The sequence below is a fragment of the Halocatena marina genome, assembly GCF_023276375.1.
Lineage (GTDB): Archaea > Halobacteriota > Halobacteria > Halobacteriales > Haloarculaceae > Halocatena > Halocatena marina.
In genome coordinates this window covers 282,482-299,551 of sequence record NZ_JALLPK010000004.1, presented here as the reverse complement: position 1 = coordinate 299,551, position 17,070 = coordinate 282,482, and the positions used below count along the sequence as shown (strand labels likewise).

At 50.3% G+C, this 17,070-nt stretch carries 15 protein-coding genes and 1 pseudogene; 3 read left to right on the top strand and 13 right to left on the bottom strand.

Features of this window, described 5'->3' with window-relative positions; genetic code table 11:
• Nucleotides 1-284: 284 nt before the first annotated feature.
• The 8 genes and pseudogenes from MW898_RS24265 to MW898_RS24230 form a co-directional block, all read right to left on the bottom strand.
• Entirely contained in the window at nt 285-1,004 is a 720-nt protein-coding gene (locus MW898_RS24265) for a metal-dependent transcriptional regulator (RefSeq protein ID WP_248910875.1), read from the bottom strand.
• 65 nt (nt 1,005-1,069) lie between these two features.
• A complete protein-coding gene (locus tag MW898_RS24260) occupies nt 1,070-2,080 on the bottom strand; it encodes a metal ABC transporter permease (protein WP_248910874.1) in 1,011 nt (336 codons plus the stop codon).
• Entirely contained in the window at nt 2,077-2,865 is a 789-nt protein-coding gene (locus MW898_RS24255) for a metal ABC transporter ATP-binding protein (protein WP_248910873.1), read from the bottom strand. Before MW898_RS24255 ends, MW898_RS24260 begins: the two co-directional genes overlap by 4 nt.
• Nucleotides 2,862-3,956 carry a metal ABC transporter substrate-binding protein gene (locus tag MW898_RS24250; RefSeq protein WP_248910872.1) on the bottom strand — a complete coding sequence of 365 codons (1,095 nt, stop codon included), beginning with the start codon at nt 3,954-3,956 and terminating at the stop codon, nt 2,862-2,864. Before MW898_RS24250 ends, MW898_RS24255 begins: the two co-directional genes overlap by 4 nt.
• A gap of 537 nt (nt 3,957-4,493) precedes the next feature.
• A pseudogene (locus MW898_RS24245) lies at nt 4,494-4,736 on the bottom strand (MFS transporter); the annotation flags it as partial.
• Nucleotides 4,619-5,656, bottom strand: coding sequence for an MFS transporter (locus tag MW898_RS24240; RefSeq protein WP_248910957.1), 1,038 nt, complete (start codon nt 5,654-5,656; stop codon nt 4,619-4,621). The pseudogene MW898_RS24245 and the gene MW898_RS24240, both read right to left, overlap by 118 nt.
• A 327-nt stretch (nt 5,657-5,983) precedes the next feature.
• Nucleotides 5,984-7,138 (bottom strand): tyrosine-type recombinase/integrase, encoded by a 1,155-nt coding sequence (locus MW898_RS24235; RefSeq protein ID WP_248910871.1) that lies wholly within the window; start codon nt 7,136-7,138, stop codon nt 5,984-5,986.
• Nucleotides 7,138-7,290 (bottom strand): hypothetical protein, encoded by a 153-nt coding sequence (locus MW898_RS24230; protein WP_248910870.1) that lies wholly within the window; start codon nt 7,288-7,290, stop codon nt 7,138-7,140. Before MW898_RS24230 ends, MW898_RS24235 begins: the two co-directional genes overlap by 1 nt.
• 479 nt (nt 7,291-7,769) lie before the next feature.
• Here MW898_RS24230 and MW898_RS24225 point away from each other — a divergent pair, with 479 nt between their 5' ends.
• Nucleotides 7,770-8,741: an ornithine cyclodeaminase family protein gene (locus MW898_RS24225; RefSeq protein ID WP_248910869.1), complete on the top strand. Its 972-nt coding sequence runs from the start codon at nt 7,770-7,772 to the stop codon at nt 8,739-8,741.
• Nucleotides 8,742-8,870: 129 nt separating this feature from the next.
• Here the strand turns inward: MW898_RS24225 and MW898_RS24220 are convergent, their stop codons facing one another.
• The 5 genes from MW898_RS24220 to gcvT form a co-directional block, all read right to left on the bottom strand.
• Nucleotides 8,871-9,509, bottom strand: a complete 639-nt coding sequence (locus MW898_RS24220) for a trimeric intracellular cation channel family protein (protein WP_248910868.1) — start codon at nt 9,507-9,509, stop codon at nt 8,871-8,873.
• 211 nt (nt 9,510-9,720) lie between these two features.
• On the bottom strand, nt 9,721-11,136 hold the full coding sequence (gene gcvPB / locus MW898_RS24215; RefSeq protein WP_248910867.1) for an aminomethyl-transferring glycine dehydrogenase subunit GcvPB: 1,416 nt from the start codon (nt 11,134-11,136) through the stop codon (nt 9,721-9,723).
• A complete protein-coding gene (gene gcvPA, locus MW898_RS24210) occupies nt 11,133-12,467 on the bottom strand; it encodes an aminomethyl-transferring glycine dehydrogenase subunit GcvPA (protein WP_248910866.1) in 1,335 nt (444 codons plus the stop codon). The genes gcvPB and gcvPA overlap by 4 nt, the downstream gene beginning before the upstream one ends.
• A gap of 19 nt (nt 12,468-12,486) precedes the next feature.
• Entirely contained in the window at nt 12,487-12,870 is a 384-nt protein-coding gene (gene gcvH / locus MW898_RS24205; protein ID WP_248910865.1) for a glycine cleavage system protein GcvH, read from the bottom strand.
• Nucleotides 12,871-12,879: 9 nt separating this feature from the next.
• Complete coding sequence (gene gcvT / locus MW898_RS24200) at nt 12,880-13,971, bottom strand: glycine cleavage system aminomethyltransferase GcvT (RefSeq protein WP_309242265.1); 1,092 nt, start codon at nt 13,969-13,971, stop codon at nt 12,880-12,882.
• A 1,281-nt stretch (nt 13,972-15,252) separates the two neighbouring features.
• Here gcvT and rdfA point away from each other — a divergent pair.
• Together rdfA and MW898_RS26460 are read left to right on the top strand one after the other, a co-directional pair.
• Complete coding sequence (rdfA, locus tag MW898_RS24195; protein WP_248910864.1) at nt 15,253-15,867, top strand: rod-determining factor RdfA; 615 nt, start codon at nt 15,253-15,255, stop codon at nt 15,865-15,867.
• A gap of 712 nt (nt 15,868-16,579) precedes the next feature.
• Nucleotides 16,580-16,981: an EamA family transporter gene (locus MW898_RS26460; protein ID WP_373689910.1), complete on the top strand. Its 402-nt coding sequence runs from the start codon at nt 16,580-16,582 to the stop codon at nt 16,979-16,981.
• Nucleotides 16,982-17,070: the final 89 nt, after the last annotated feature.

Here is a 17,070-nt window from a genome sequence, read left to right as displayed (position 1 = left end):
TTGGCGAACGGTACAGCGGTACGCTCCGGGGTCGTCGGAACGCAATTGATAGTAGTCGCCGAGGTTGTATAATTTTTACGCTTCTATACTATTATTTAGACTAGTCTAATCCATTTTGACCACGTTCCACATCGAAGTCAATTCAGGCATTACAGAAACTGATAGCAGGCACCGAACCGGAGGTTCAGGAGAAATGCCCGTGGTATCTGGACGATTACTGTAGCTCCGAGGCCTTGGTCCCAGCTCGAAACATAGGATACCCAATCCGCAAGCTTCCCCGTGAATTATGAATCATCCAGCGGTGTAACCAGTATCTGGGAGGCCAGTCGTTGTGGGAGACTCGTCTGTTCACTGGTGTCTTCGATAGTAACAACCACCATTCCAATTGGCGTGATTTCGTTGAGGTAAAGGCGTTTAGCTGGTTCCACCCCGATCGAGACGAGATACTCCAGCACCTCGTTGTCCTGTGTCAAGATACGCGTGACCGCTACGCTCGCCGACTCTTCGATCTCGATCAGCGAGGTAACATCCTTTGATCGGGGAAGATCAAGGTTGCTGTCGGGGATCGGATCGCCGTGCGGGTCGGTTTCTGGCATGCCGAGTTTCCGTTCGATTGCTCGACAGAGCCGATCACTAAGATGATGCTCCAAGATCTCGGCCTCGGAATCGACTTCGCTGATTGCGTACTCGAACACCTCCGAGAGCATCGTCTCGGCGAGCCGGTGTTTACGAACTACTCGGAGTGCGAGTTCTTCGCCCTTGTTCGTGAGACGAATCGGGCGGTACCGTTCTCGATCGATCAGTCCTCGATTCGAAAGCGTACTCAGCATACTCGTCACTGATGGTTGAGTGACGTCAAGCTGCTCGGCAATCTCTGAGTTGGAGACTGGGCCGTCAGCTTCCTTTTCAAGCCGATAGATACGACGGAGATAATCCTCCATCTTTGGCGTGGCTGCTGGCGACGACTCGGGCGCGTCTGGAGAGTCAGAATCAGAGGATTTCATTTAGTCTCGTTATCGTCAGATAGTTAGTTTTCGCACTGTCTCACTTTCTGGTCAGAGAGCAGTCGTCAGTCCCCACTCGATTCGGTTTCGCTAATATCGATGCTCCCCATCTCAGGGATTGCGTCCTCGCCGAAGGCGGTCTGGAGTTTTCCACATACGACAGCAATAGCGTAGATCGCAACTGCGACGAGGACGATAACGCCCCCAGCAGTCGCCTCGCCGTAGTACGACACGCCAATTCCAAGAATGACGGCGAGTTCGGCAAGCAGGACCGACACGAGTAGAGACTCGTTGAAACTCCGGGCGACCTGACTCGCGCCCGCCACGGGAACAACAAGCATGGCGGCGACGAGGATGACACCCATAATCTGCATCGCGCCGACTACGACCATCGCTGTCAACATCACCATGATGCGATTGTACCAGCTCACTGAGAGGCCCGAAACTGCCGCAGCAGTTTCGTCGAAGGTAACGTACAGTAACTGGTTGCGTGTGAGCCCAACGACGCCGATGATGATCACGAACAACGCTAGCAGTATTGCCGCACTCTCGTTCGAGACTGTCGATAGGTTACCGAAGAGGAACTGATTCACGCCGACAGCAAGTCCACCTGCGTTGATACTAATCAGCGTTGTTCCTAGCGCGAAGCCCGTCGAGAGCACGATGGCCATCGAGACATCGTTGTAGGCGTCGGTCGCCTCCGAAATGAGTTCGATGAACAGTGCCGCGATCATTGCAACGACGACTGCCGTCAGATACGGCGAGACCCCGAGGTCGATAACGGCGTTGAGGAACAGTCCCACAGCGACGCCAGCGAAGCCAGTGTGTGCGAGTGCGTCACCGATCAGTGCCAGCTGGCGGTGAACGAGGAACGTTCCGATCAAGGGAGCCATCACCCCGATACAGATACCCACCAGGATCGCCCGGTGCATGAAGCCGTACTGAAGTAGCTCCAACCCGGTCACGCCAGCGACCCACGACATGAATCCCGACCAGAGCTCCAAGAACCAGTACAGCGGCCCAAACACGGGGTCCAGCGGTCCTGCTTGAAGCCGAGTAATGGGTAGATGAATCATTGGGAGCCACCCAACAAGTTCGCGGTGGTGCCAAAGGCACGGGCCAAGGCGTCACTCTCGATGAACTCACTGGCAGGTCCGTCGAAGTATATCTCGCGGTTAAGACAGATGACGCGTTCGGCGTGTTCGGTGACCGCACCTAGATCGTGTTCGATGAGCAGGACCGTGATACCGTTGCTGTTCAGCGAATCCAAGAGATCGTAGAACGCTCCGACCGATTCCATGTCGACGCCAACGGTCGGTTCATCGAGCACGAGCAGGTCGGCCTCGCTGGCGAGTGCTCGTGCGATGAACGCTCGCTGGCGCTGACCACCAGACAACTGTGTGACACGGCGATCGGCGAACGCCGTCATGCCGACCGTGTTGAGCGCCTGATCGACGATGCTCCAGTCCTCGCTAGAGAGGCGTCCGAAACCGACGTGTGGGAATCGGCCCATCTTCACGACTTCCCGGACAGTGATCGGCATCTCTTTCGAAGCGCTGGCATGCTGGGCGACGTAGCCGATGCGGGAGCCGTCGTCGAATTGATGCGAAGGTTCGCCGAACAGTCTGGCGATCCCATCGTCCGGTCGGAGTAACCCCAACATCAACTTCATCAACGTCGATTTTCCCGATCCATTCGGACCTACGACCGCAGCGTACTCGCCATGGTTGATCCGAAGCGAGACGTCCTCGACGACCGGAGTCGACGTATACCCGAAATCAACACCGGATAATCCGATGATCGGCTCGTCGCTGCTTGCCGTCCCCGCACTCGTCGGATTTGCAGTGTTTTGTGTTCTCATTGGAAGTTCATCCACTCGTTGGCCCAGCTGCCGGGTCCGGCCGCTTCGGGCTGTTTGTTGCCGAGCACGACCTCGAACGTGGGCATGTTGATATTGTAGGCGATCTCTTCGTATCCCCAGTTGTTCTGAACCCAATCTTTTCGGACGCCTGCATACGGGGTTACAGGGAGGTACCCCTCGACTTGTGTTTCATTGAGCAGTTGCTTTGCGGGCTTGCGCGACTCGAAGACACCGTTGGCGATGTACTTGATGTTGTTTTTCCTGATGACTTCTTTCGCATCGGCAATATCAGAGGGCTTGACGTCACCACTGGCTGCGAGGTTCGTAACGAGCGGAACCATCTTCGCGTCGTATTTGACTCCGATGTACTGGAAGGCGTTGTGCGCCGCCAGTTGCACCACGTTTCGGTCGGCCGCATCGAAGATCGCCTGGTAGTCCTGATCGATCCGCTCGAGGACATCGGCCTTGTACGTCTCTGCGTTGTCTCGGAGCGCACTTTCCTGATCAGGAACGAGCTTGGCGAACCCGTCGGCGATGTTGTCGACCGATATCTTCGCCCGATCGGGATCGAGCCAGAAGTGTGGATCCTTGCCTTGCTGCTTTCCGACGCCTTCCTCTTCGGGATCGAGGGTTGCTGCGAGATCGACCAGTTCGACGCCCTTGCGGACGTCGATCAACTGCGTATCGACGTTGTCGTCTTTGAGCGTCTGAATCGCACGATCAGCCCACGGTTGAAATCCTGGACCGACGTGGAGAAATGCGTCTGCTTCGATGATGTCCTTCGTGACGCTCGCATTCGGCTCCCACCCGTGACCGTGCAATCCAGTTGGAACGAGATTGTTCACTTGGATGGGCGTCCCGTCGACGACCTTCCGTGCAAAGTCATAGAAACTGAAGAACGACGCGACTGTAACAGCAGGACCGTCTCCAGATGCGCCCTCGTTGCCAGAGCCGCTCGTAGGTGCGGTATCATTGTTACCGCCATTGCTCGTGCATCCGGCGAGGCCAGTTGCGAGAAGTCCTGCACCGGCAGTAATGACTCTTCTGCGCGAGATACTGTACTGCGATTGCGACTGCTTCGTATCGTCCATCGTCGGCTAGTTATTGATTAGTCAAACGATATAATAGTTTATATCAAATTTGGGAATTAGATTCGTCTAATTCTGGGCTATTCCATGTTTCGCGTCGAAACCCCGCTGCAAACAGCGTTATTTGCATTGTGAGAGCAACAGTACCCGCTACGGTCTCGGAATTATCCTCGCTGGCGTTCTCAAGGGGATCTCGACTGATGGACATCCTTGAAGGGAGGCTCGTCGCTCACCGTGACGAGTTTTCGGAGTGCAAGCGACGATAATGACGATGTCAGTGATGAGTGAGAGAACACTGAGCAACAATGGGTTCGAGGCCCGCATGCATTGAGAGAGCACCTCCCAACTACTGATCCAACTAATTCTCTATAGCCACATTCAGTTTATAGGCCAACGACTGGTAACGATACATGAGCTAGTAGTAATATCATTATTCACTATCTACAGCAATAGATAGCCGAATTATCACAGATCAGTCCGAGTTGATTAAGGATTCCACATATCACTGATTTCTCATGGGCAGGTTTTACAGTACCATTATCACCGATCAGTTTGGCTGTGATCGACCGGCCGCACGGAAAGCGTCGCGATGCCAGCCAAAGCCAGCAGTCCAGCACCGAGGAAGAACGACTGCGTCCAGCCAAGTGATGCGATAAGAATACTCGTCACCGTACCAGCGAAGATACTCCCCCACACTTTGCCCGTATAGAGCAGAGCGTAATTTTCCGAGGAGTGGGCTGTTCCGTAGTATTCTCCAATAAGGCTGGGAAAGACGGCGAAGACTGGACTCCGAAAGAAGGCAGCAACGCCGACGAGAACAACGAATACACCTGCAAAGCCGTGACCCCCTCCACCGCACTAGCGATACCGGCTGCACTGACGATTAGCGCCCAACCAACGGTCCGAATCGGCCCGAGACGATCAGAAATACCTCCTCCGATGAGAACACCGGCGCCGTCGGCGAAGGCGATGATGGATGCTGCCCCCGTCGCTGCTGCTGCAGATAGACCAAGGCTGTCGGCGAAGGCGATGACCTTCCCAATGAGCATCAGTCCAACACCATTGACAACAGCGAACACCACGTACAGTACCCAAAACTGCCATGTTCGTATCGATTCGCGCCACGTGTAGGTTGGCGAATCCACGATATCAGCACCGTCGTCACTCGTTGAGTCCCCACTCTCGGGATCAAATGCAGTACCAGGTGGATCTCGGAGAACGAACGCTCCGACGAGACAGGCTGCTGCTCCGAGCACCGCAAAGACGAGCATGGTCGTCTCAAACACCAGTACGACATCGCCTCGAATTACTGGAATCAGGACGACGCTAAGACCACTGTACATCATCGTCACAACACCGGTAGCGAGCCCGCGGTGCGTCTCAAACCATTTCACCGGCGTGTTCACCGCGACGGTATACGTTGCCCCTGCGCCAGTCCCGCCAACTATCACGGCAATAGCTGCAATCATCGGAGTAGGAGCAACGGCTAATCCCGCGTATCCACTTGCAAGCAGAATCGCTCCAGCAAACAACGGAAGACGAGGCCCGTACCGGTCACGAAACCAACCAGTAGGGAACTGTGAGAGTGTTTGTGATATGATAAGTAGAGTGAATAGCGTTCCGAGTGTCGCTTCCGAAGCACCGATCTGCACCCCAAGAGGGCTACGAATCGAAGACCAGACGAACTGGTAGGTACCGGCCATTCCCATTGCGATGGCGCCGCCGCCGACCAACCACCACCGGGAAAACGGGAGCAATTCCCGGTCTCCGTTCATCAGATTCGTCCTCCATAGCTAACCATTGTATGCGTATCTCGACAACCGTCCACCGAAAAGCGTACGGTATTCATCGTGCACCCGGGTGAACTGCTCGGTAGCCGTGACAGCGTGTTTATCAACCACTACAGCGCTGGGGACGACACCCATCTCGACGACCGCGTTGATGTCGTCACATCATTAGTACAGAACCCCATGAACAATCTCACTCTGAGGAGTGGTGAAACAATTTGTCATTGTCGACTCGAGAGGGTCTCACTCACTATTGTCAAGAATGTCTGAAACGCGTTCGGCCCGTTCTTCGGCAGCAATGTGCGAGTAGGCGTCTTTGGTCGTCTGGAGTGAGCGATGGCGCAGCAGATCTTGGGCCTCGCCCCGATCGACGCGAAACACCGTATCACCTAGTCCACGTCGTGCGCCGTGCAGTTTCAGATATTCGCCATCGATATCGATGTCGGCCTGCTCACAGAGCGTCTGCATGTGGCTGCGCATTCCGTTGACGGTGACCGCTGGTGGCGTGATCTCGTACTCCCGAAGCACGCGATCGATTGGGGTTCCCTCAAGGAGTGTCTCGATAGTGTCCTCAGCCAATTCATGCGTGGTTTTGAGTGCATTGCGTGCCACTCGATATTTCGAGGGCGCGTGCTCAGTTGGAAAGACGGGCCACTCTCCCGACGGTTCATCGAGGAGCGCGTAATACTGACGGACGGCGAACACGGCTTGGCGGGGCAGCGGGGTGGTCTCCCACTCTTGGGCTTTGCCGAAGACGCGCAGCGTTCCGCTGTCTGCATCAGCGTCGGGGTCGGGGAGCGTGACATTTCGCCAGCGGAGGCCTTGACGGCCCTCGCGTTCATCTGCACTCGTCCGGAGGATCTCCGCCCCGCGCACGCCGGAATAGGCGAGCAAATAAACGAACGCCCGATCACGGGCTTCGAGTCGGGCTGCCCGACCATCGGCGTCGATCGCTTCGTACGCGCGATCATCGATCCAGCGGAGGAACCGGTCACGGGTTTCGGGATCCCAGAACTGCTGACGGCCATCGCTATCGTCGGTCGGGAGCTCTTCGCGCGCACGATCGCGCAAAGCAGGATTCGACGGGAGTACGCCATCACGCACGCAATACGAGCAAAAGCCAGAGACAATGTTGTAGTAGGTCTGTGCGCTTGAGGCGGCCAATTCATCCTCACCAACTCGTTCGGTGAGGTGCTGAGCGTAGCGGCGCATGACTCGTGCGCCGTCGTCGGGATCCTCAAGTCGGTCGACAGCCTCGGCAGACAGCCACTCACGCCAGCGCGTAAGGGCCGTTCGTGCAGCTTGCTGGTAGGTTCCAGAGTCCGGCCCGCCCTTGCTTTTCGAGCGTAAATACCGTTTAATCGCGTCGTCGAGAGACTGCGGTGTCAACGCGGACATTACTCTGTCTCTATTGTTTCGCTGAACCACGCCACTAGATCGGTTGTATCAGGAAAGATGCAGTGCTCAGACTCAGTCTCTGCGCTCGTGGGTTCGGGGAACGGATCGTAGCCGTTTGTCCGTCCGGTAGCGTCGGTCTCGTCTGGAACCATGCTCTATGATTCACCAACAGCGGGGGAGCCCGTAAATCCACTGTTGTTTACTGCGCTAAAACGAAGTGAATGGAGATTCCGCAAATTCGACCGATTTTGAAGAGACTGGGTGCTGTGGCGACTGGAATCAAGACTATAAATCATATATCACTATATCAAATCTGCCTGTGGGAAGTTCATGATTTCGGAGTTCGGCTTCTGTTGGTGTCTTATTTTTACACTAGCGGGTCCTGGTTAGGCTCACGTCTCGTAGTTTAAGACTCAGAATAAGAAGTGGGACGTAGCAAAGGTTTCTGAGCGACAAGAAAACAAAACCACTAGGCATAGTTTTTCACAGATAAATATAGGGGATAGAAGGCGCACGTCAATCCCATCTTCCAAGATTATATGACTTTGGAAATGTAATTTGTTATAACTATATAACTTTTGTTACTATAGGTGGAGTAAAGCATAAGAGAAGTAGAGACAACATGGTAGTCATGGTTCTTGTGCTATCTGGCAAGGACGTTGAATCTCTCATCGACCTTTCTAATATCGCAGATAAGGTTGAAGATGCACAAATCAAACAAGATGCAGGTGCTGTAGAGCGTCCGGCCCGTCCCCACTATCCTGTTGGAGTTGGACTTCAAGATGATGATCCGCTTGGAACAGGATTAGTGATGCCTGCCTATATTCATGGATCAGACTACTTTGCAACTAAGCTAGTAAGTATCCACGAGGAAAATTCTGAAAAGAAGTTGCCAACTCTTCACGCACAACTTATCTTAGCCAACGCGCACACAGGAAAGCCAGTTTCGGTTATGGACGCAAACAATATTACAAACGCACGAACGGGATGTATAGGTGGGCTGGCTGCTCGTGAACTGGCTACCAAACCTGTGAACCTAGCTGTTATTGGAGCGGGGGTTCAAGCTAGATGGCAAACCCGTGCAGTGAATGCTCTCTGTGAGCTACAGAGTGTTTCCATCTATTCTCCGAGCGATTCAAAATATGATATTGTAGATAAACTTTCATCTATTGGAATACCAGCCAGTGCAGCGGAATCGGCTGAGTTGGCTGTCCAAAAATCGAATGTGGTTATAACGACGACAACGAGCACGGATCCAGTATTCTCTACTGATGCAATCCAAGCCGGTACATTGATTATTGGAATCGGTGCGTTTCGATCGGATATGCAGGAACTTGAATCGGATTTATTCAACCAAGCCGATCTAGTTTTTGCCGATGTTCCTAGAGAGGTGATAAAGATCGGCGACCTCACCGCAACTTCACTATCGAAGGATCTACTCATCCCACTGAGTAGAGCTTTCGAAGGCGAAATAAGCAGAACATCAGATAGTGACATAATAGTTGTCGAAAGTGTCGGAAGCGCAGTGTTCGATGCAGCTACCGCTGCTCACATTTACACCTCAGCCCTCGATCAGGATCTTGGTAGTAATATAGATATGTGATCACGCATGTTTTCCATCTATCGTGTGGATCGACGTTGATGGACACTATCTAAACCGATACTCGAGTAGCTGAAACCTCTGAGTGACGTGATCAACATCTGGCTATTAGCAGTAATTTCCCGCCGGATTCTAATTGTATTTACTATATGAGTGTTCTCGGAGGTTTGGAAGCTCCCATTCATACCGTATCGCTGCAAGTCTCGTTCCAAATGTGACCACAGCGCAGCTACTGGCTGCGAAGTTCCCGTCACCAATAGTCATTGAAACCAACCAATAGCTAAACCCCCCAAGAACTGCGCAGCTCGCATAAAAATCTTGCAAGAGGATGAAGGGAGATCGATCAAGGAGAATATCAGCAAATGCACCCCCACCAGCTGCATTTATTGTTGCAATAGCAACCACTCCAAAGGGTGAGACACCAACGTCGGTGGCAACGATCGCCCCTGCCGTCGCAAATGCACCAAGCCCAATCGCATCAGCAACTATTGAAGACGGATGCTGGTCTGGAATTTCGAGAGTTAATGACAGTAACACAGCCATAAGAATTCCAGTCATACCGAATCCAATATTCGAGAGTGTTTGGAGTGATAGCGGTATCTGTACTAGTAGAATATCTCGCGTCGTCCCACCACCAAATGCCGTCACAAGGCCAACAACAGAGACGCCGAACGGATCGAAACCTTCTCGGATCGCCTTACTAGCCCCAACAAGTGCAAAGGCAACCAATCCGACAGCATTCGCAGTCCAGAAAATCGAATTATTAAGCATCGGTCGACACGATAACATAAGAGAAAGATAATGCTTGTATCTGTCGTTCGAAAATCGGCAACCACTCATTGCATTACTGCCTGTTTAATAGACCTACATCAGCAACGACTGTTGAGATCGTGACGGTGAGTGAGCTCATGACTAAATATCGAAGAAGCAATGGCGACCGGTGATTCCAGATATATTGATATCAAAGTATCTAGAGCATCTATCACTCTAACATCTGCCACGTCAGACGGGGAGAACGGGCGGCAGAGGCCTGATCTATTTTCCTGACTGCCGTGACAGATGGAGCATCTTTAATGGTCTCAGCACTCTCGGCACAGACGGTATTGAACGCAAGTGCAAGCTGATCAAGAGACGCTTTTGTCTCAATTTCGGTTGGTTCGGTCATCAAAGCCTCAGGGACGATTTCGGGCCACTTCGTTGTTGGTGGGTGAACACCGTAATCAAGCATCCGTTTTGCAACGTCCGCAGCATCTTTAGTCCCAGCACTGGCCACGAATTCGTGATAGAACGGGCTGTACGGAATATCAATGTTAAGCTGGCTTGCCAGGTAATTGGCATTGAGTACTGCCTTGGTACTAGCGTCAGTCAAACCATTGTCGCCGAGTCGAACAATATAAGAATACGCTTTCAGCAACACTAACCAATTCCCAGCGAACTCGTGAATTTTTCCAACTGAGTGTGTTGGTTCGTACCGTTCGTATTGGCCGTTTTCCATTCTGATGTGCGGTGTCGGAAGGAAGTTTGAGAGGTTATCTTTTACTCCAACCGGACCAGCGCCGGGCCCACCACCTCCATGAGGGGTGGCGAACGTCTTATGAACATTATAATGCATGATATCAAAGCCCATATCACCCGGCCGTGCACGTCCGAGAAGCGCGTTCAGATTCGCTCCATCGTAGTATAATAGTCCGTCAACGTTGTGGACAATATCTGCAATCTTTTCGATATCCTGTTCGAAGAGTCCGAGTGTATTCGGATTCGTCAACATCAATGCCGCTGTCTCATCGCTAACAGCTGTTTCTAGTGCGTCAAGGTTGACTCTCCCATCCTCACCAGAAGGCAGTTCAACCACGTCATATCCTGCCAGAGCTGCTGAAGCGAAGTTCGTCCCATGTGCTGTGTCTGGTACCACTATCTCCGAGCGTGTCTCTCCCCGGTGCTCATGGTATGCTTTTGCAATCAGAATTCCCGCAAACTCTCCAGATGCCCCTGCCGGTGGCTGTAAGGTGACAGAGTCCATTCCCCCGATTCGACCTAGATAATCTTGCAGTTGGTGCATTATCTCGAGGGTGCCCTGTACAGTTTGATCAGGACGATTAGGATGGACGAGACAGTCATCGACTTGAACAAGTAATTCCGTGAACTTGGGGTTATATTTCATCGTACACGAACCGAGCGGGTATGGTCCAGTGTCGATACCGTACGTCATCTGTGAGAGACGAGTATAGTGTCGTGCTAACTCCGGTTCTGACAGATCTGGCAATACTAACGACTCCCTCGTCAAATCATCTGGTAATGGGGAAGCGTCGTACGTTACTTGAGTACGGTCTTTTTCGATCAAGAGTGGCTCCCGGACGTCCCCATCATTGTCCTCCCAGCGAGCCTGAGTGTATCTCACGTCATCACCTCTGTGACAGCCGCGACTAACTCGTCTGTCTTGTCCATGTTCGTTTCCGTGATGGCAATCTGAATTTCATTTTCACCGACTGCTTCAACCACAATGCCATGATCAATGAGCTCCGCAACGACGGTATCAGCAGGACGATCAACTTCTGCTACGAACTCTCTGAAATGATGGCGGGCATGGACTGGTGCACGAATACCATCGATAGCATCGAGACGAGCGGCCACAGCCCTTGGAGCAGTCACACATGATTGTGCGAGCTCGGCCATTCCGTGAGTTCCAAGAGCTGCGACATGTACTGCAGTCCTCAGTGCAAGCCACGCCTGATTCGTACAGATATTCGATGTTGCACGCTCTCGACGGATATGCTGTTCTCGGGTTTGTAGTGTGAGAGTATACGAACGAACTCCATCAGAGTCCGTTGCAGCACCGACCAGCCTCCCCGGAATCTGACGCAAAAGCAATTCATCAGCGGCAAACAACCCGAGACCAGTCCCAAAGCTGGCCGGAAGGCCGAGTACACCTGCATCACCGACGACGACGTCGGCACCGAAATTTGCGGGTTCTTCGAGTAGTGCAAGTGCAATGAGGTCAGACCCGAATACAAACAGCGCGTCAACGTCATGTGTATGAGTACCGATAGTAGAGAGGTGCTCTTCGATGGTGCCACGGCTTGTTGGACTTTCAGCATACACCATCGTAACATCAGCAGAGAGAGCGTCTGTGAGTGCGTCAAGGTCAGCGTTTCCATCGGTAGATGGATACGTTTCGACGACCAGGTCTGTTCCCTGAATATAGCTCGTAAGTACGCGATGTCGCTTTTCCGTAAGCGACTCCGGAACGAGGACACGGTTCCCATCTACCTGACGGGTACGAGCGGCCAGTGTTGCAGCTTCGCCGAGCGCTGTCGCAGCGTCATACATCGAGCAGTTGGCCACATCAAGTCCCGTTAGCTCCACAATTATCGATTGGTACTCGAAAAGTGCCTGAAGGAAACCCTGTGTGACTTCAGGCTGATACTGAGTATATGATGTCAAGAACTCGGATCGACTGGAAACATCATCAACGATTGCGGGAACGTAGTGGTTGTAATGATTCCGGCCGAGGAATTCGATGAGATTGTCGTTGTTCGACAATCGTTGTCGTACGTCCTTTCGAACTTCCTGCTCAGAATGAGATTCGATTCCGAACTCACCGTCGAATGTGACCGATCCCGGGATGTCAAACAGTTCTTCAACAGATCTCGCTCCAATGGCATCGAGCATTGCCTTAACATCTGACTCGTCGTGTGGGGCATACGGTGTTCCAGAACAACCGTTTGTCATATGATTTTCATCTTTCATATCATTTGATCTTCTCTCTGTGATCATCAGGAGAGAGGAATTCGTCCTGATCAACATCACCATCGATGTCGAGTGAGATAAGCCACCCTTGTTCGTAAGGATCTGAATTGACTATCTCTGGTGTGTCTTGGATCATGTCGTTCACTGCAGTGACGGTTCCAGTTACAGGTGCGTAGATATCGGATACGGCTTTAATACTTTCAATTACGGCGAACGCTTCCCCATCGTCAACCGTAACACCCAGCTCTGGTAGTTCTAGAAAGACGATGTCACCAAGTTCATCTTGTGCGAAATCTGTGATACCAACTGTGACATTTGAGTCTTCCTGATGTATCCATTCGTGCGATTCTGTGTATAACCGATCCGTTTTGATATCGAATTTCATCGTTCTGTGTTACTCCCTAGTCGCTAAAAATCGGTGATTGACAACGCGAACGTCGATTTCTCGATTACGGATACGGACTTGAAGTTCCGTACCTTCCGCTGAGTAGTCGACATCGATGTACGCAAGGGCAATTGCATCTTCGAACGTGAGGCTCTGTGTACCGCTTGTTACCTCACCGACTATGCCATCGTCAGAAAGAACCTTGTATCCATTCCGTGCAATACCACGGCCTTCAACGGCAAGTCCAACAAGGGTTTGTCCACCGGAAATTTCAGCCTGCTTCTTGAGCGCATCTTTTCCGATGAAGTATTCCTTCGACCAGTCGATCACGAAGGAAATATTTGCTTCGAGAGGAGTTCGTGGATTCTCTACTGGATGGAAGTCTTGGCCGGAGAGTAATAACCCTGCTTCCAATCGGAGGGTATCACGTGCTCCTAACCCGCATGATTGCACCGGAGCCAGCGACGACCACACTGCATCAGCTGCGTCAGTAGGGAGGATGATTTCAACCCCATCCTCTCCAGTATAACCCGACTTTGCAACGAGACAATCATTACCGGAAAGAGTAATGGCCTCAATTCCGAAACGAGAAAGATTCTCGAAACTGCAATCTGCAAGCTCCTCCACGCTTGGAATAGCGTCAGGTCCCTGCACCGCGATCATTGCCCGCGACTCAGTAAGATTGTCTATCTGGATATCGTATCCCCATTCGCGTGCATAGTCGCGGCAGTGTTGTTCTATTTGACGATCGTTTCCTGCATTTGGAACAAACAGAAACGCTCCTGTCGGCAGATGATACAGAACCGTATCATCGATTATCACACCGTCATTCCGAAGGAAACACGAGTACTGGCCTTCCCCAGGAGCGAGACTGGTTACATCGTTTGGCGTCAGACAATGTAGGAAAGCGGCAGCGTCTGGTCCGCGAACGAGTATTTCACCCATGTGACTCACATCGAACCGTCCAACAGAGTCTCGGACAGCGGTGTGTTCAGTTGTGATGGAATCGAACTTGACGGGCATCTCCCATCCATTGAACATCGTGAAGCCTGCACCTGCCTCTCGGTGATTGTCGTAAAGAGGTGTCTTCAATGATGACACAGGCAATATTTTTCAACCATCCATTAAAAAGATTTCCAGATAAAGTTGATGACGACTGGGATCTACTGCATCAACAATAGTTGAGGCGAGAAATCAATGTGGAGGTCTCAACAGTCTTCCCAATTCACCGTATGTGCTCTTACTATAGACATTACGTGATGAAATCGACACACCCATTTCTAACAACAGTTCTGTCGTCGCAGTGATTCCAAATACGTTCGATGTCAGAGGTCGAAACGATTTCCTTGTCAGCTATAAGTCACTCAGAATACTGTTTGTTATCTATAACTTTTCTTATGAGTAGATAAATATATTATAGATGTTTAAAAATTAGTTTAACCTCGTGAATGGAGCATCTCTATTTGACAAGGAAAATATTAAGTACAATATTTCCCATCTTTAACATAGATGGCTGGGACTGAATCAGAAGAACAGTCAGAGGAGAGTGCACAGATATCAAGGAAAGCCCGACTCAAGAAATTACCCCCGAGCACAAAACTAGTTTACAAAGTGCTAGAGGACAAGGAAGCGCGTACATTAAAAGAGATATCCAACGAATCGCTTCTCCCACATCAGACGACTCGATTCGCCGTCCAACGTCTTCGAGACAATAATCTGATTGAAGAACGAGTATGTCTCTCAGACGCGAGAAAGAGAATTCTCACCGCGAAACCTCTTGACGATTAATGTTATATAACCATCATATGTTGGTAGCGGTGAAAACTATCAGATCTGACCATGTACAAACTACCTTCATTCGTGATATGAGATCTTATCTAGATGATTGCACTGCTTCGATAGCCACAAATTGTTCTCGTGCTCAATAACACAGAAACAGATCGAGGAGTTCTGAGATAGGATTATCACCTGAACCTTGTATTATGCGCCGATGCGGTACCAATATTCGGTATGTGAAGATGCATAATTAAACAGAAATCTAAATTATGGGTTTGTAATTCGTGTGGGTGTGTCCCAAACCATGGCTCTGATTGAGTCTCATCATTGGTAAAGCTCATGTTTGTATTCAACGATAGGATTTAGACAAGAATTCTTTGGCCACTCATGTCCGTTCGTACGATGAGATCAGCGTGGCTTATTTCTAAATTCTGCTCTAAGGAACATCGAATTGTGGGTATCACTAAACTACAGATCCCTTAGCCAGAGAGATGTATTGATACTACGATTTGAGTTGCTCCGAGAGACAGAAATGTGACTAATTCGTTCTGCAGTGCGGAACGGGAACTCAGAACATTTAGAGACCTCCAATCTTAATCTAACAGTATGACAAAGAACGCGGATAGTAATGGCGGTAGACCACCGAAACTTCGGAAGGTAATTGAGAGATATCATCTCACAGATATCAAGAGCGAATTAGCTCAGATGCGACAAGGTGAAGATGGGCAAAGCCACAGCTTACGCGAGTTAGCAAACTTCTTCAACCATCGTGTTGTCGAGGCTGCTATCAAGCAAGCAGGGGAAACACCGCTGGATGGGGAAGTTGCCAATTATTATAAGCTCCTAACTGAGGAAAGCATCACTAAAGGAACACGGGTGCAAGCGAAAAGTAAGCTGACTCAATTGGGGGTCAATGTCGAACAGGTGGAAGCTGACTTCGTCTCATATCAAACAATCCGACGATATCTGAAAAAGCACGATATTGAGCCAGGGCAGAACTCAAAAAATGTTCAGAAAGAACCGGGAGAACACGTTCTGAAATTACAATCAAGGACTGTAGCGGTGGCTGAAGCAACGCTATCTAACCTTCGTCAACAGGATCACTTAGCAGGTGATGACTACGATGTTATCGTGAATCTCTCGGTGACGTGTATGTCTTGTAGAACTACAAAGAGTTTCAAATCTATGATTAGCGATGGATGTCGATGCGACGAAGAATAGCAATATTTATCCGACTATTACGAAGCTTTACAGTAGCGTATCGGAACTGGTCATTAAATCATCACAAAAGGTGTGGTGCTTAATCAAATATAGAACAGATTGTAATTTATGAAGTCTACATCAGATGATAGAGTGGATCCATAAGATGGTAGATTGTGTCTGTTACTATGGGAAAGGTTAGTCAGATCCCATCTCTTACCTTTTGTAACACAACTATGATCGTTACAAAACTACGATGCTAACTGTTTATAGATCTCAGTGCCGCCCAAAGGAGACGGAATAGTTATCTTAGTACGTACAAGCATGAGCCGAGATCTTCTTGCTCTGAGTAGCCGTTCCGGGAACAGGAACAAAAAAGAGCTGTGAACATTGATTAATTGTAGATGACTTTTGTGGGCAGTTCATAGGGATAGGGAGATTGAGAATAGTAGAAGCTTTGATGTAATAACTTAGTTTATTACAATACCCACGTTGATAAGGGGTGCTGGTATCAACATGTTTGGCGTCCATTGTTCCTCTTAACGGAACCAGATGGACAAACAATATAGATAATTTATATAAGTGGCTTAAATCTGCACAGAGAGGGTGTGGTCAAAGAAAGTATTGTGTAACTGTCGGAATCGAGAATACGATGATCTCACAATGTTCGTCGAGTCACAGCCATCCTAACTTATACAGGAATGAATATCTGCTTCCCCAGTCATAATCGTATGTGAACAAGATCTGTTCGATAGGTATATTCATACTTCTTGGAATTTTATGGAGAAGTTCTTTTGTGGCAACCGAAGCAGGATTGCCGTATTTCCCTCCACTACTGTTTGCTGCCTTACGGTACTACGTTGCAGGAATAGCAATTCTTGTGTACGTTTTCTTGACAGTCGACTACTGTTGGCCACGTTCATCTCGTGATTGGATCGTCATCGGTATCGCTGGTGCGTTCCTCATTGGGGACAATCTTGCCTTCCTGTATATTGGGCAACGATTCTTTTCTGGGGTTATTGCAGCAGTTGGCATTTGCCTCGGTCCAATACTGACAACGGTATTTGCAACGGCTCTGCTGGACGATTTTAATAACTTTCTCGGTTATAGTTGGACTCACACTTGGCCTTGTTAGCGTTGTATTGGTTTCCAACTTCTCGACCAACACGGCCCTGCTGAGATCAATCTTGTTGGATACCTTGATCAGTAACTAAAACTATATCT